The organism is Christiangramia oceanisediminis (assembly GCF_022570735.2).
In the GTDB taxonomy this organism is placed as follows: Bacteria; Bacteroidota; Bacteroidia; order Flavobacteriales; family Flavobacteriaceae; genus Christiangramia; species Christiangramia oceanisediminis.
On record NZ_JANCNS010000002.1, the window covers coordinates 512,268 to 526,850 of the forward strand.

Below are 14,583 nucleotides of genomic sequence, written 5' to 3' on the forward strand. Positions count from 1 at the left end.
GGACAAACCGGCAATTCAGGCAAATAAAGAAGTTATTGTTGTGAGTGGAAGCAGTGGGCTAACCATATTAACGAACTTGCTAAAAAGTATCTTGTCGTAGGGCTGGATAATGTGGGTTATCCCTTTCCTCCACCCACGGCAGAATGTGTATGTATAGACTTCACCTCAGATACCAGTATAAAAAATGCCTTTGAACGAGTACGTTTTGCCTATGGAAATAGAATTGCCTCTGTGGTGCATCTTGCGGCTTATTATGATTTTTCATGAGAATCCAGCCCTCTTTATCAAAAAATTACTGTGGAAGGCACCGAAAGGCTTCTGAAAGAATTACAGGATTTTGAAGTGGAGCAGTCTGGGTAAAAACAAGGTTTATCCAAAAACCTATGCCTGTGGGAAAAATATACCAGCCGGAAGTTGCGGCCAGGGCCATTGTAGAAGTCGAAAAACAGTAGATCGGCTAAGGATGGTAGGATACCCTACGATTCAAACAATTTTACGAAATAAATTAGTGCCCGATTTTCTTGACCATTATATGGCAAAATACGGGATTGAGGGTCAGTTAACAAATGAGCAAGAAGATCTACACAGAAAAGATAACCTTTGGGAACCCGTACCAGGCGATCCGGGTATTTATGGCGATTTTAAGGACCGCGCGCAGGATTATAGTACCTTTGATCAGATTTACGAACACAAAAAAGTAATAGGGGTTTTTGGTGTCCCTATGCCGGGAGTGTCAATCCTTACACGAATAATGAAATCCTAAATGCTTTAAAAAGGAATTTGCAAAAATTATCTGGTCGGTTTAAAATAAAATGAAAGGTAAAGCAGAATGACACATAATTATAAAAAACTGGAATTTAGCTGCAACTATTGACGGTTCCGTGCAATAGAATCCCATCAGAGGAAGATGGAGTGATTAATGCCTCCGTGAACCTTTAAACAGAGAAACTGAACAATTTTATTTATGATCAGATTACTACGAACCTTCTAAAAAACATTAAAAAAAATAGCTAAAAAGAAAAAATAAAAGTCTTTCTAATCACACCGCCAGACATACAAGATTGCCGGCGATTCCATTAATCCTTTAATGCTACAAATTATATAGACATAGTGATTTAAAAACCACCTTGAATTATGGGGCAATTTTATCCATAAAGAAGCAGATGATGTACTGAATAGTGTGGTGAACTTCTAAAAAACAACATCTGCCATCTTTTTCGATTGTTAATTCATTAATTTTTACAAGTTGGAAATCTAACGCCGTATGAAAAACCTAATTTCCTTTTTGATGACGTAGAAATTCTATTTTTGAATTTACCAATGATGGAATGGACATAATTTTCCATTAATAATTTAAATTAAGACCGACTCCAAAACCCATATCACTGTCGAAATGAGTGGTAATCCCCAAATTACGTGTTGTGATATAACGCAAACCAGCCATATATTCCTTATCTGTATTCCACATCAGGTTCATACGCAACCTTTGGGTTACGGGTATATCATTGCGCTCAAATTGTAACCTGATATTACCGTCCGTAAATATTTCTGCTTGTGCCATTACCAACATCGGTAGGGTGTAATTGACTCCTATGCTCACTAAAGAGCGTTTATCTTTGGTGTTTTTTTGGCTAAACAAATTTTCCTCAACCTCATTATGTCCCAATTTTCTATAGCGCCAATCAAACCCAACAAACGGTATCAGCCACTGCATTTTTCCAATATACCTTCCTATGTGTGTTTCTGTTTCATAACCGTGCATATCATTGTAGCCCAAACGCCATTCGGTGCCAAAACTCCATCGTGTACTTTGAGCCATCAGCAATCCATCATTTCCGTTGGTCGCAAAATCGTTTTCTACCATCAGGTGGAAATCCCGGTCGTCACCTTTTAATTTTCTTAACGCCAATTCAGGGTTTGGTATCAAAGGATTTGGCTCTTGGTTTTCATAACTGAAAACCCTGCCCATACCGCTCATCATATGGTACAATATGTGGCAGTGAAAAAACCAGTCGCCTTCTACATTGGCCTCAAACTCGATAACATCGGTTTCCATAGGCATAATATCCACTACATTTTTTAGCGGTGCATACTCGCCTTGGCTGTTGAGCAACCTAAAGTCGTGGCCGTGCAGGTGCATCGGGTGTCGCATCATTGAATTGTTATACAGGGTAATCCTTACTTTCTCCCCTTTTTTTATTAATATTTTATCGCTTTCTGAAATAACCTTATTGTCCAAGCTCCAAACATAACGGTTCATATTGCCGGTTAACGTAAAGTGCAGTTCCTTTATGGGTGCATCCTGTGGAAGTTTTGTTACCGTAGGCGATTTCAACATAGCGTAGTTGAGGGTCGTAATGTTTGCAAGTTCGTTGCTCTTGTACATAGCTTCGCTCATCTTCATTCCATCCATATCCTGTTTTCCATCGATTTTGTGGCCATTAGGATCTTCGCCATCCATTTCCATTTTCTTGTCTTTTCCGTTATCCTCAGGACCGGTTATTTCAGGATACATCACCACGTTCATATCCATTTGCTGCATACTCATACTCATTCCCATTTGGTCCAGATCGCCGTTCATCTTCATCATTTCGTTCATCATTTCCATACCTTCAAAATATTTCAGTTTTGGAAGCCGTTCCGTAAGTTTTTTGATGCCCTCTCCAAGATATATGGAAGCCGATTTTGTACGGTCTTCCGGTGTTACTAAAAATTCAAAGGCAGTATTGTCCGCAGGAATGGTAACAACCACATCATAGGTTTCTGATACAGCAATAAACATTCTATCAACATCCACAGGTTCCACATCATTACCGTCGTTGGCCACCACGGTTATTTTACCACCGGCGTAGGTAAGCCAAAAATAACTGGAAGCACCGCCATTTGAAACGCGCAGCCGTACTTTATCGCCAGCTTTTAAGCCCTTGAGGGATGTATCTTCATTTTCACTTTTGCCATTGATGAGGAATTTGTCATAATACACATCGCTCACGTCCATTGCAAGCATCCGTTTCCATTCATTATGAAGTTTTGTTTTAAAGTGCCCCTTTTTAATAGCCTCGGCATAACTCTGTGTAGTCCCTTTTTGTATGGCAAACCAGTCGGATGCGTTGTGGAGCATACGATGCACATTTTCTGGTTTCAAGTCCGTCCATTCGCTCAATACTATGGGAATGGTGGGCAGGTCGTCAATGCCTTTTCTGAAGGTCTTATCGTCCGGTCTCTTGTTCAAAATCATAGAACCATACATACCAATCTGTTCCTGAAGCCCAAAATGGCTGTGGTACCAATGGGTCCCGTGCTGTATGATTGGGAAGGTATATTTATGGACGGTATGCGGCGGAATGGGCATTTGGGTAAGGTAAGGTACGCCATCTTCCTTATTGGGCAAAAACAGACCGTGCCAATGCAGGGCTGTTTCTTCATCCAACTCATTGTGCACATAAATTTCGGCAATGTCGCCTTCTGTGAACGTTAGCGTTGGCATTGGTATTTGTCCGTTCACTGCGATGGCACGTTTTTCCTTACCCGTAAAATTTACGATGGTATCACGAACATATAGGTCGTAGCGCACTATATTTTGTGCCTTTATGGAAAGCGTTTCGAGAAACAGGATTATTATTATAATTTTTTTCATTTTGGTATCAAAAATCAAATTTTATTGAATTCAATTTTTAGTGTCAATAGTTTCCACGGTAGAGCCACAGCTTAACATTTGAGAACCATAATAGGGATTTTTAACGGTCTTGTCCTTGCTCAACCAATTGGCATCCTGCATTGGGCAGTATTGGTAATAAAGGGTCTCATTGGTATCGTAAACAGAAATTATATCGTGCATATATTTTGACAGAACCTTGAATGTTTCCCGTTGCTTGCCAATATCCTTGGTTGCTGCAATGCTTTTTGCGGCTTCCATTAAAGATGGCATTACCTTGGTTACAGCGGTTTGCCCTTCCGCCGTCAACGCTTCTGTTTTCAAGTTTTTTAATATAGTCAACCATTCCGCAGATTTTCCATTCGCTATCGTCGCATTGGTTTTTACCAGGGCATCTTTTATAGCAAAATAATTATTGAACACGGCTTCCATTGGATTTGTTTCCGTCATTTCAGGCATTGTCATTTCTTCCATTGGTTTATTTTTTTTCTTCTCCATTTTGGTATGGTCCATAGCCCTTATGGGCTGCTTTTGCTGTCTTTCGTACTTGCAATATTCGGCAAGTTGTGCATAAGCAGCATCCGGTGCCAGATATTCGTCGTTGTCATAACCTGCCAACGCGATGCGTTTTAATATTTCGTCCCGATTTGTTTTTTCGGAATCGAAGCTTATTTCTGCCATTTTGCTGTCCTTGTTCCAAGTAACGCTGGCCACATTTTTAAGCTTTCCCGCATTTTCGATAGCTGATTTACACGTATCGCAGTTACCGAGAATTTTTACAGTTTCCCTTGTTGGGTTTTTAATTTGGGCGAAGCCCGTAGTTGTTGATAGCACCACCGATAGCACTATCAATATGTTAAATATTGATTTCATTATAAAAGATTTGAATTATTTGATACGTTTTAATTTTGAAAACAAGAAGTTCGTTTTCAATCTGACATAGCTTTGGCTGTCAAGGTAGATGAACTAACTTAATTTTGGCGGGGACCAAATCTGGAAATAGACTGGTTTTGGCTGTTGTTTTGCATAGTTCCAAAGATTTTTGAAAGCAGCCATAGCAACAGGATTTGATGCTTCTGAAGTTGAAGAATAATTTATTGGTAAAATTGTGGTTGATGGGCAATGGCAGGAAATACTTCCACAGGTTCCATCGCAATCCTTTTCTTTCTTGTCTTGGCTTTTATGACCCTTGCAACAATCGCTCTTTGAGTGTTCTGCACTATCTGCACAACTGATTTTTTCAGATGGGTGGGAAAGATCAATATGTGCCCATACGCTCGTTGGCACTAAAAAAATGCCAAGGGTAAGTACAATTATCACTATTTGAATCTTTTTTCCCATTTTGAATAGCGCAGCGAATTTAGTGAAAAAAGCAATCCGTTTTACAGCTCGGTCTTCTGTAGAATTAAATATGCTTTTACTCTTAAAGTTTATCCAACTTCATCAGTGACAATTTCAGAGCTCAACATTTTGGGAAAAGCTTCTAGTACCAAAAAACGATAGAATTAATGAATGTGCTCCTCTTCATTCTGTTCTTATCAATCCATTTTAAGACCTCACATCTTTAGGCAACATCAGTCATTTTTTGATTAAAACATTTAATCACATTTTGAATAATTCGGGATGTTTCTTTTTTAGGAAGTCTGGACGTTCAAAAAAATACTCTGAAGCAACGGCCAGGAATTCAGCTTGATTGGTTCCTCCATATTTTCTAATAGCAGAATGGTTATCATTTATCGCTTTCATCTCTTCATGGATTAAATTTAATCAAGGTATTGCATATTGATGTTCCCTTAGCTGTTCTGGCACACCGTCTGTTCTGTCGTCCAACTTATCTATAAGATGTACGAATTCGTGTATGCCGGTATTACTTTTATCGCTGGTATTTTTAAAGCCGTGGTATAATGCTTTTTTAGGAAGTATCATCTGTTTCTCGAACCTTCCATTCCCAACTATTCCACCAATATTCCATGCGTTATCCTTACTACTAGAGTGCATATCCTCATTAAATTTATCTGGATATAAAAGGATGCCGCTTAAATTGGTGTAGTGCCATTCTTCGAAGCCAAAAACAGGGATTACTGCGCTTGCCGCAATTAAAATCTTGTCCAATTCTTCCAATTCAAGCTTCACAGTGTCGATATAGGCCTCACTTAAAAACAGCATCATTTTTTGCTGAAAAACCACCTGTTTTTCTGTGGAAAGGTTCCGATAAAAAAGTACATTTTCCTTCAGCAAAGGATGCCATTGTTCGGTAAAGGACTCGACCTTTTTTCCTCCAATTCTCGAAACAAGAAAAAATATGAACAGAAGAATAAGTCCGAAAATAAGGGTGTACGTCATATTGATGAAGCCATTAAGGAACATCTATTAATTTGAATCTAAACTTTCCGCTTTAAATCCCACTTTTTGCAAAACCGATTTTACATCTTCTTCGGTTGCACCATCGCTTTCAATGGTTAGGATTTTATCAGGATTAGAGGTATCTACTTCCCAACTTTCTACACCTTCTTGTTTGTTTAAAAAAGGGGTTACTTTTGATACACACCCACCACAATTGATATTTGTTTTAAATTTTAAAGTTTTCATAGTATTGAATTTATTTATTATTAAAGTTTTACTCGTTTAAGTCTTAAGCTATTTGCAACAACAGATACACTACTGAATGCCATTGCTGCGCCTGCAATCATCGGGTCCAATAAAAAACCGTTTACGGGATACAGAATTCCCGCTGCAATTGGAATACCGATGATGTTATAAATGAATGCCCAAAATAAGTTTTGACGTATGCCCAACACGGCTCTTTTTGACAGTTCCAATGCTTTTGGGATGGATTGCAAATCTGACGTTATCAAGGTCATTTTTGCGACATCCATTGCTATGTCCGAACCTTTACCCATTGCAATGCTTACATTCGCCTGTGCCAAAGCGTGGGAATCATTAATCCCATCGCCAACCATAGCTACTATCTTTCCATCCGCCTGTAATTTCTCGACAAAAGCCGCTTTGTCCGAAGGCATTACTTCGCCTTGGTAATTTGTTATTCCTACCTGATTTGCAACAGCTAATGCGGTTTTACTGTTATCTCCCGTGAGCATATAGACCTCAATGCCTCTTTCTTGAAGCGTAGCTATAGCTTTTTTTGAAGTTTCTTTAATCTTGTCTGCAATGGCCAGTATCGCGAGCACTTGATTTTCGTTACCAAAGAATATGACTGTTTTTGCTTTTTCTTCGAGACTTTCTGCTGTTTGCATTAAAGTAGTTTCGATTTGAATATTCTTTTCGACCATTAGTTTATGGTTGCCCACATAATATTTTGAACCATTCTGCTGTTGCGCCTTTACACCTTTTCCGGTAATGCTTTCGAAGGAAGTAATTTCTGCTTGTTCAATATTTTCCTCTTTCAAATGATTAACGACTGCTTCTGCCAAAGGATGTTCTGATTGCCCTTCGATAGCCAAGAGAATTTCCTTGTATTCATTTTGATTTTCAAGCTTATCGTTCCAGAGTATATCGGTTACCAATGGTTTTCCTTCTGTAATGGTACCTGTTTTATCCAGGATTACTGCATTCACTTTATGGCCGAGTTCTAAACTTTCGGCATCCTTTATCAAAATATTGTTTTCAGCGCCCTTGCCGATACCCACCATTATGGCAGTAGGCGTTGCCAAGCCCAAGGCACAGGGACAAGCGATAACCAGTACGGCCACAGAAGTTAATAAGGCTTGTGAAAAGGCATTATCGCCTCCTACTGACATCCAGACGATGAAGGTGACAATGGAAATACCGAGTACCACAGGAACAAAAATACCAGCAATCTTATCGACCAGTTTTTGAACGGGTGCCTTACTCCCTTGTGCTTGCTGAACCATTTTAATAATTTGGGAAAGCAGGGTTTCCCCGCCTACTTTTTCAGCGGTAAACTGAAAGCTTCCTTTTTGATTAACCGTACCGGCGAATACCTTTTCCCCTTGGGATTTCTGAACTGGAACAGGTTCTCCCGTAATCATACTTTCATCTACATACGAGCTTCCCTTGGAAACTTCGCCATCCACCGGAATCTTTTCTCCGGGACGCACCAAAATGGTCTGACCCACCTGTACGGATGAAATAGGGATTTCCCTCTCTTCCCCATTCTCAATAATTTTAAGGGTTTTAGGCTGAAGCCCCATTAGTTTTTTAATGGCTGAAGATGTATTTGATTTTGCCTTTTCTTCCAATAGTTTCCCCAAGGAAATAAAGGTGATAATCACGGTAGCCGCTTCGTAATATACGTGAGGCTCGATGCCACGACTTAACCAAAATTCAGGAAAAAAGGTATTGAATACACTAAAGAGGAAGGCGATTCCGGTACTCAACGCCACCAAGGTATCCATATTTGCTTTACCGTGTTTGGCCTGCTTGAAGGCATTGATGAAAAAACTGCGCCCAAACCAAAAAAGAATTGGAAAGGCCAATACCAATGAAATCCATTTGCCTGGTTCCCATTGCATATAGAACATTCCCAACACAAAAATGGGTAGCGTAAGTATCGCCGACCAAATGGTTCGGTTTTTTATGTCCTGATAATGCATTTGCTGAAGTTCTTGCTGTACTTCCGAAGGGTCTGCGGCATCAATTATAATATCGTAACCGACCTGTCTTAAAGCGTTTTGCAATTGTTCTTCGGTAGTGGCTTCGTCGTAATCCACCAATACCGAACTGCTGGCAAAGTTAACCTCGGCCTTGTTCACACCTTCGGTATGTGAGAGTATAGATTCAACACTGGATGCACAGGCCGCACAGGTCATACCTGTTACTGGAAAGGATTTTTTTATTCCCTTTTTATGATTCTTTTTTTCGGTTTCAAATATGTTGATTGTTTCCATAAACCTATTCTAATTTATACAATACAAATTTCGGAATTAATAGGCTTTAATATGTTACGTAATATGCTGAATGATTTGTAGAATTCTCCCATATCACCTATAACGAATCAAGGACTACAATCATCTTGTAGTCCTTGATAGCGTCTTGCTTAGCAAATAAGCTTTCTACTTTTTAGCTTAAGAAATCCTCACAAGCTTCAGCACATTTTCTGCAGGCATCTGCACATTCTTGACAATGTTTATGGTCGTGTTTTTCACATACATCTGCACATTTTTTACAGATATCACGGCATTGCTCTACCATACCCCTTACATCGGAATAATTTGAAGCAAGTAAATTTGCCGTGGCGCTACAGATTTCAGCACAGGTCCTATCGGTCCTAATACAATCAACCATCATTTTAATGTCGCCTTCGTCAAGACAGGCATCTGCGCAATAATTACAGTGGGCAGCACAATTATTTAGTGCATCAATTAACCTTGAATGTTTCATATTTTATAATTTTTTAGTTATTAATTCCTCAAATTTAGATTTTGACAGATAATTTGTATGTTATAATATTGGTTATTATCTATATAATTTTGTCCAGTGATTTTCTACCTCCCTTTCGATTTAACTTATAGTCCGTTAAGCTCATACCTGTTTCATTTTTAAACTGTTTGCTTAAATGGTTTAAGTGTTTATAATCGAGCATTTGGCTTATTTGCGTGAAATTATATTCTTGAGACTGAATGAGTTCTTTGACTTTCTCTATTTTTAGCTTGATAAAATATTTTTCGATAGTTACCTCTTCAATGAAAGAGAATGTTTTACTGATTTTCGAATATTCTTTTTTTAATTTTTTTGAGAGGAAACTTGATAGATTTTCTTCAAGTCCGAATGGCACTTGTTCCAATATGTGAATCAGTTCAATCTTTACCTTTTCTACTAATTTTTTCTTGGGGGATTTAATTATTGAAAAGCCATCATCTTCCAAGATAGCTATTATACGTTCAAATTGAGATTCATTTTTAATTCCCACTTTAATACGACCCAATTCGATTTCGATTAAGTCAATATCCTCGTTTTTAAATTCTGTTCTAAGCACTTTGATGCACCTGTCACAGACCATATTGCGTATAAAAATTTCTTTAATCATAGGAGCTTATAAAATACCCTTATTAGGAAGTTTTGACGATAGTATCCAATATGTTGATGGCTACACTTTGATATTAATTTTTTATAATGCAAATATCAGGATTAAAAGAATTTAATGTGTTACGTAATATGCTGAATGATTTGTAGAATTTGCTCTTCACGAATTATTACCAACAAATTGGAATAAGTTGTTCTCGATTTATGTCTTTGTCATCACAATGGGAACGTGTCTATTGGTCTTTAGTATTTGTAATCAAATACCCTTTTGATTGAATAACCTTTTTTATCTCATCGAAATTCGTTTTAGTTGTATCAAATTCTATATTTGAAGTCCCTTCTTCATAAGACGTAGATACATTTGTAACCCCGTCAATTTTATTTACAGAATGGTTGATATTTTTTTCACAACCAGAGCATACCATCCCTTCAATATTCAACTTTACAGTTTGAATATGTGTATTGTTTGTTGCAACAATTCCTTTTGTGGCCATTGGGTGAAATATTTGCGGATAATAAGAAACCAATGTCATTACAACAACAAACACTGTAACTAACCACAAATAGATTTTTGATTTAAAAAATGATGGTTTAGCAGTATCACAGCTGCCACAATCGTCCACCTTCTTTTTTTTATAAACCTGATAAAAGGCCAGTCCCAATGACAAAAATGGTATAACCAACAGATAAGGTTTCAAGGCGATAAGCCAAGAAATATAGACAGAACTTCCACTAATACCAGCTACACTTGTAAGTAGCAAAGGACCCCAGCAGCATAGTTTAAGGGAAACTGCTGAAAATACAGCAGTCCCCATAGATGCTTTTTTGTTCCATTTAGTAATTGCCATACCTAACAACTTCCTATTCCCGCGTTTACCAAATCCTCTTTTGTGATTTCGATGTTGGTGCAGCAATTCAGTAGTTTTCCGTCAACAGCAATGGCGGGAACTCTTGTAACCCCATATTCCTTCATTTTTGAAACACAGATTTTACTTTCGCATTGCTCGGACAGATTATGAAGTGTGATTTCGCAGTCCTTTCCTGCTGTCTCATTTACTAATTGTAACACAGGCTCGCATACAGGGCAACCTGCTGTAAAAATCTCGATTTGTCGTTTACTCATAATGTTCTTTTTTTTCAATGAATTCGTGATTGTTGCACAATTCATCTTATTTTAAGTTCAAATTAATAATGGAACAAAGATGAGAACGTGAGGTAGGGGATCACCAAACTTTTTTTAACCTTTTTTTTCGTTGTAGTCTTTTAATCTGGTTTCAATGGTTTGGATTTCTTTTAAGCGATTGGTCAAATCGGATAATTCCAAATTGGGAAATTCACTTTTTAAATATTCAATTTTATCTTCATTACCACAATTTCCTGGGCAAGAGTCCACGGCCTTTACAATTCCAATAGCAAGTGCTTTTCGATAAACTTCATCCAGCAGTAAGTAATGTGCTTTTTGAATCCCCTTATCAATGGATTTGAACTGTATGTTTATTTGTTCGGGGTCCTTTCCTTCATCAAGCATTTTAACAATGCCGCTTAATTGACCACTCAAAGTTTTTAATCTTGTTTTTATATCCAAGATTAAATCAGTGGGTAATTTGTGCTGTTCCATATTCATAATTTGTCCATTATAATGTTTAGCAACAACTTGAATTATTACATCTTTTATTTTCTTGAATTGGTGGGCAGGCCACAGTACCGTAAGAACAGAATACGCAACAATCTCCCTCGTTTGGTCTTAATACTTCTTTGCAATTCTCGCATTCGTAAAAGAATTGACAAGCGTTCGTCGGCATTTCTTCTTCTGTTTTGTGGCCGCATTCAGGGCAGGTGATCGTAGATTTTAATATTGTAGTTTCCATAAATAATAGTTAGAGTATATAGGTTAGGTCAGATGCCATTGTAGGATATGAAAATATCATTGTTCGCAAATCGCTTATGGTCATCTTGGTCTTTATCGCCATTGCAAAAAGATTTATTGTTTCTTCACAATGAGGCCCGATCAGATGCGCGCCCAAAATGGTATTATTATTTTTATCGATGATTGTTTTATAAGCATATTCATCCACATTCAGGCGTCTCGCATTGAACCAATTATCCACTTTTTCAAAATTGACATTGATATCATATCCTTTTTCTTTAGCCTCATCTTCCAATAGGCCAACGGTTGCCATAGTGGGCAAAGTGAAAACTACGGAAGGCATGGGGGGATAACTGACTTTTTTCTTATTTCCTTTAATGATATTTGAAGCTACGACGTGTCCTTCCAAAACAGCTACAGGTGTTAGGGGCAATCCTCTTGAGTCCGCTGCATCGCCTGCTGCATATATGTTCGCGTTAGTTGTGCTCTGAAGGTATTCGTTGACCTCTATGCCCTTTTTTGAGAAGGATATACCTGCTTTTTCCAATTCTAAATCAAAAATGGCTGGGGGACGACCAGCGGAATTAAATACCGCTGCCGCTTTGTAGGTAGTTTCGTTTCCGTTTGAAATTCCTGTGGTTATGTAGTGGCCATCTTTACTTTCAATTTTAGAAACTTCAGTTTCCAGAACAATCTTAATCCCTAAATTACGTGTGACATCGACCAAATGTTTTACAATATCCTTGTCAAAGTTTTCCAATGGACGTTTGCCTCGATGTACTATTGTTACCTCGGCACCAGAACGTGCGGCAATATGGGCGAATTCAAAGGCGATATATCCACCACCGATGAAAAGCAGGGATTGGGGTAATTCCTTAAGGTTTAGAAAATCCGTACTCGTTTTCGCAAGCTGTCCGCCTTCAAAATCTAAAACTTTTGGTTTTGAACCTGACGCAATTACAACTTTATCAGCTTGAATGGTCTCGTTACCTACACTTAAGGTATTTTCATTTCTAAACGTAGCGGAACTGTGAAAGGTGTCGATGCCGTTCTTCTTATACCCCTTTTCTATTTTCCTCGGCATTTCATCGACAAAGGTCTGTTTGAACGCCATTATATCCTTCCAGTTGATATTCGGAATGGTATCAATGCCTTTCCCTTTAAGTCTTTGCGCGAAGTCGCGTACTTCCGTGGCACCGATAATCACTTTTTTTGGGTCACAGCCTCGTAGGGCACAGGTGCCACCATAAGGTAGTTCATCGGTTATGCCGACCGAAAGACCTTTTGAGGCACATTTATTAGCGATTGTCATACCGGCCATACCCGAGCCGATTATGAAAACATCATATTTTTTCATCTACTTATTTTCTTTGGTGGTATTCTCGACTACTTTGTATCCTGTTTTCTCTATGGCTTTTCGGATTGCGGGCAAATCGGTTTTGGTCTTGTCAAATTCCACTATGGTGTTGGCATTTTCGTAGCTGGCTTTGACAGAAATAATTCCGTCCAATTTATTGACTTCGCTTTCTACGTGTGCCTCACAACCTGCACAGGTCATTCCAGCGACTTCAAAAGTCTGTTTTTTGATATTGGATTGAGAGACATAGACGATATCCTTGGCGGGCTGTGCATAAAATAGATTGGAATAGTACGGGAAGGCCAGCATCAATGCGGCGAATAGTGTTACTATCAATAAGAACCGTTTGGATTGCCAAAACGATGGTTTCGCATCATCTTCACAGGCGCAATCTATTTCTTCCTGTGTTTTCGGTCGTAGTTTCTGGTACCAGGCAAAGACCAAAACAATAATGGTCAAGCCGATAAGATAGGGTCTAAATGGCTCGACCCAAGAGAATGTAGATGCAATTCCGCTTGTTCCAGCAATTAATGCCAAGACAGGGGTTATACAACATATTGATGCTGCAACTGCGGTAAAAATGCCGGTATAGGCCGCGGTATTTGAAGTTTTATTCGGTGCCATAATGTAAACTTTCTAAGCTGTTTTCTTTCTTGCTGAAATTGAATTGAAAATTCCATTCAAAACATTGTCCTCACTCTTTACCAGCGAATAATACAATGTTTGCCCTTCACGTCTCGATGTAATAATTCCCGCATCCTTCATTTTACGGATATGTTGGGATACGGCAGGAACACTCATTTCAAGAATGTCAGCAATATCGCAAGGACACAGTTCATTCTCTATGTTCAATAGAAATAGAATTTTCAGTCGTACCTCGCTTCCCGCAAGAGACAAAATTTTGCTTATTGCTTCTAAGCTACCTGAAGAATTCTCTATGGTTTCCTTACATCTCGATATTTGCTTCTTGTCTGCTTCGTTCCGTGTACAGGTTATTTCCAAGCTCATCTTTTTTGATTTAAAGTGGCCACAAATATATCATTATTATATTATTTAAGCAAAAACTTAAATAATAACGCAACAAGTAACTTTGAACTTTTAAACAACCTTTGTTTTTTAATGTTCTTTAATTAAATCTCATCCAAGGATTTTCGGTTTTTTGTCACAGATTTCTTGAACTGCGTGGGTGTCATTCCCGTTACTTTTTTGAATTGATTGCTTAAGTACGCAACGCTACTATAATGTAATTGAAAAGCTATCTCACTCAAGGTTAATTCATCATAGACAATAAGTTCTTTTACACGTTCAATTTTTTGGTTGATGATGTATTGCTCGAACGTGATGCTTTCTACCGATGAGAATAGGGAACTTAAATATTTATAATCTAAGTTCAGCTCGTAACTTATAATATTGGCCCATTTTAATTCGGTCTCTTCATTAGAATAATGTATCTTCTCAATTACCAAATTCTTCATTTGCTCGATAAGCTGACTTTTACGGTCGTCAATCAAACTAAATCCTGCATTTTGTAGCTTTTTTTGCAAAGATTTTTTTTCGAATTCGTTAAGCATCGATACCAATTCTACTTCTCCTAACTTGACAGCTTTGTAATCAATGTTCAATCCTACCAAAATTTGGGAAACTGCGGATATACATCTCGGACAGACCATATTTTTAATGTGGATGGTATTATTCATAGGT

The 14,583-nt window shown here is 38.2% G+C and carries 16 protein-coding genes and 1 pseudogene; 1 reads left to right on the plus strand and 16 read right to left on the minus strand.

Annotation, left to right across the window (positions count from 1 at the left end):
- Positions 1-337: 337 nt before the first annotated feature.
- Positions 338-763, plus strand: coding sequence for an SDR family oxidoreductase (locus MKO06_RS09655; RefSeq protein ID WP_241551972.1), 426 nt, complete (start codon positions 338-340; stop codon positions 761-763).
- 582 nt (positions 764-1,345) lie between these two features.
- Here MKO06_RS09655 and MKO06_RS09660 read toward each other — a convergent pair.
- The 16 genes and pseudogenes from MKO06_RS09660 to MKO06_RS09735 all read right to left on the minus strand — a co-directional run bounded on the left by MKO06_RS09660 (position 1,346) and on the right by MKO06_RS09735 (position 14,579).
- Complete coding sequence (locus tag MKO06_RS09660; protein WP_241551973.1) at positions 1,346-3,637, minus strand: multicopper oxidase family protein; 2,292 nt, start codon at positions 3,635-3,637, stop codon at positions 1,346-1,348.
- 30 nt (positions 3,638-3,667) lie between these two features.
- Positions 3,668-4,528: a DUF3347 domain-containing protein gene (locus MKO06_RS09665; protein ID WP_083645360.1), complete on the minus strand. Its 861-nt coding sequence runs from the start codon at positions 4,526-4,528 to the stop codon at positions 3,668-3,670.
- Positions 4,529-4,621: 93 nt separating this feature from the next.
- Complete coding sequence (locus tag MKO06_RS09670; RefSeq protein ID WP_086047670.1) at positions 4,622-4,996, minus strand: hypothetical protein; 375 nt, start codon at positions 4,994-4,996, stop codon at positions 4,622-4,624.
- 223 nt (positions 4,997-5,219) lie between these two features.
- Positions 5,220-5,998 (minus strand): annotated as a pseudogene (locus MKO06_RS09675) (M90 family metallopeptidase).
- 27 nt (positions 5,999-6,025) lie between these two features.
- Positions 6,026-6,244: a heavy-metal-associated domain-containing protein gene (locus MKO06_RS09680; protein WP_241551974.1), complete on the minus strand. Its 219-nt coding sequence runs from the start codon at positions 6,242-6,244 to the stop codon at positions 6,026-6,028.
- A 20-nt stretch (positions 6,245-6,264) separates the two neighbouring features.
- Positions 6,265-8,523 carry a heavy metal translocating P-type ATPase gene (locus MKO06_RS09685; protein WP_241551975.1) on the minus strand — a complete coding sequence of 753 codons (2,259 nt, stop codon included), beginning with the start codon at positions 8,521-8,523 and terminating at the stop codon, positions 6,265-6,267.
- A gap of 172 nt (positions 8,524-8,695) precedes the next feature.
- Entirely contained in the window at positions 8,696-9,016 is a 321-nt protein-coding gene (locus tag MKO06_RS09690) for a four-helix bundle copper-binding protein (protein ID WP_241551976.1), read from the minus strand.
- 79 nt (positions 9,017-9,095) lie between these two features.
- The gene (locus tag MKO06_RS09695) at positions 9,096-9,662 is read right to left on the minus strand and encodes a helix-turn-helix domain-containing protein (RefSeq protein ID WP_241551977.1); all 567 of its coding nucleotides are present in this window, start codon (positions 9,660-9,662) and stop codon (positions 9,096-9,098) included.
- Positions 9,663-9,891: 229 nt separating this feature from the next.
- A complete protein-coding gene (locus MKO06_RS09700; RefSeq protein ID WP_241551978.1) occupies positions 9,892-10,506 on the minus strand; it encodes a mercuric transporter MerT family protein in 615 nt (204 codons plus the stop codon).
- 2 nt (positions 10,507-10,508) lie between these two features.
- The gene (locus MKO06_RS09705; protein ID WP_241551979.1) at positions 10,509-10,781 is read right to left on the minus strand and encodes a thioredoxin family protein; all 273 of its coding nucleotides are present in this window, start codon (positions 10,779-10,781) and stop codon (positions 10,509-10,511) included.
- A gap of 114 nt (positions 10,782-10,895) precedes the next feature.
- The gene (locus MKO06_RS09710; RefSeq protein ID WP_256946172.1) at positions 10,896-11,276 is read right to left on the minus strand and encodes a metal-sensing transcriptional repressor; all 381 of its coding nucleotides are present in this window, start codon (positions 11,274-11,276) and stop codon (positions 10,896-10,898) included.
- Between the two features lie 25 nt (positions 11,277-11,301).
- Positions 11,302-11,526 (minus strand): GDCCVxC domain-containing (seleno)protein, encoded by a 225-nt coding sequence (locus MKO06_RS09715; RefSeq protein ID WP_147864582.1) that lies wholly within the window; start codon positions 11,524-11,526, stop codon positions 11,302-11,304.
- Positions 11,527-11,535: 9 nt separating this feature from the next.
- Positions 11,536-12,882 carry a dihydrolipoyl dehydrogenase family protein gene (locus MKO06_RS09720; RefSeq protein WP_241551981.1) on the minus strand — a complete coding sequence of 449 codons (1,347 nt, stop codon included), beginning with the start codon at positions 12,880-12,882 and terminating at the stop codon, positions 11,536-11,538.
- Entirely contained in the window at positions 12,883-13,506 is a 624-nt protein-coding gene (merTP, locus tag MKO06_RS09725) for a mercuric transport protein MerTP (RefSeq protein ID WP_241551982.1), read from the minus strand.
- Positions 13,507-13,518: 12 nt separating this feature from the next.
- Complete coding sequence (locus MKO06_RS09730) at positions 13,519-13,890, minus strand: ArsR/SmtB family transcription factor (RefSeq protein ID WP_008610939.1); 372 nt, start codon at positions 13,888-13,890, stop codon at positions 13,519-13,521.
- A 122-nt stretch (positions 13,891-14,012) separates the two neighbouring features.
- Entirely contained in the window at positions 14,013-14,579 is a 567-nt protein-coding gene (locus MKO06_RS09735) for a helix-turn-helix domain-containing protein (protein WP_241551983.1), read from the minus strand.
- Positions 14,580-14,583 lie beyond the last annotated feature (4 nt).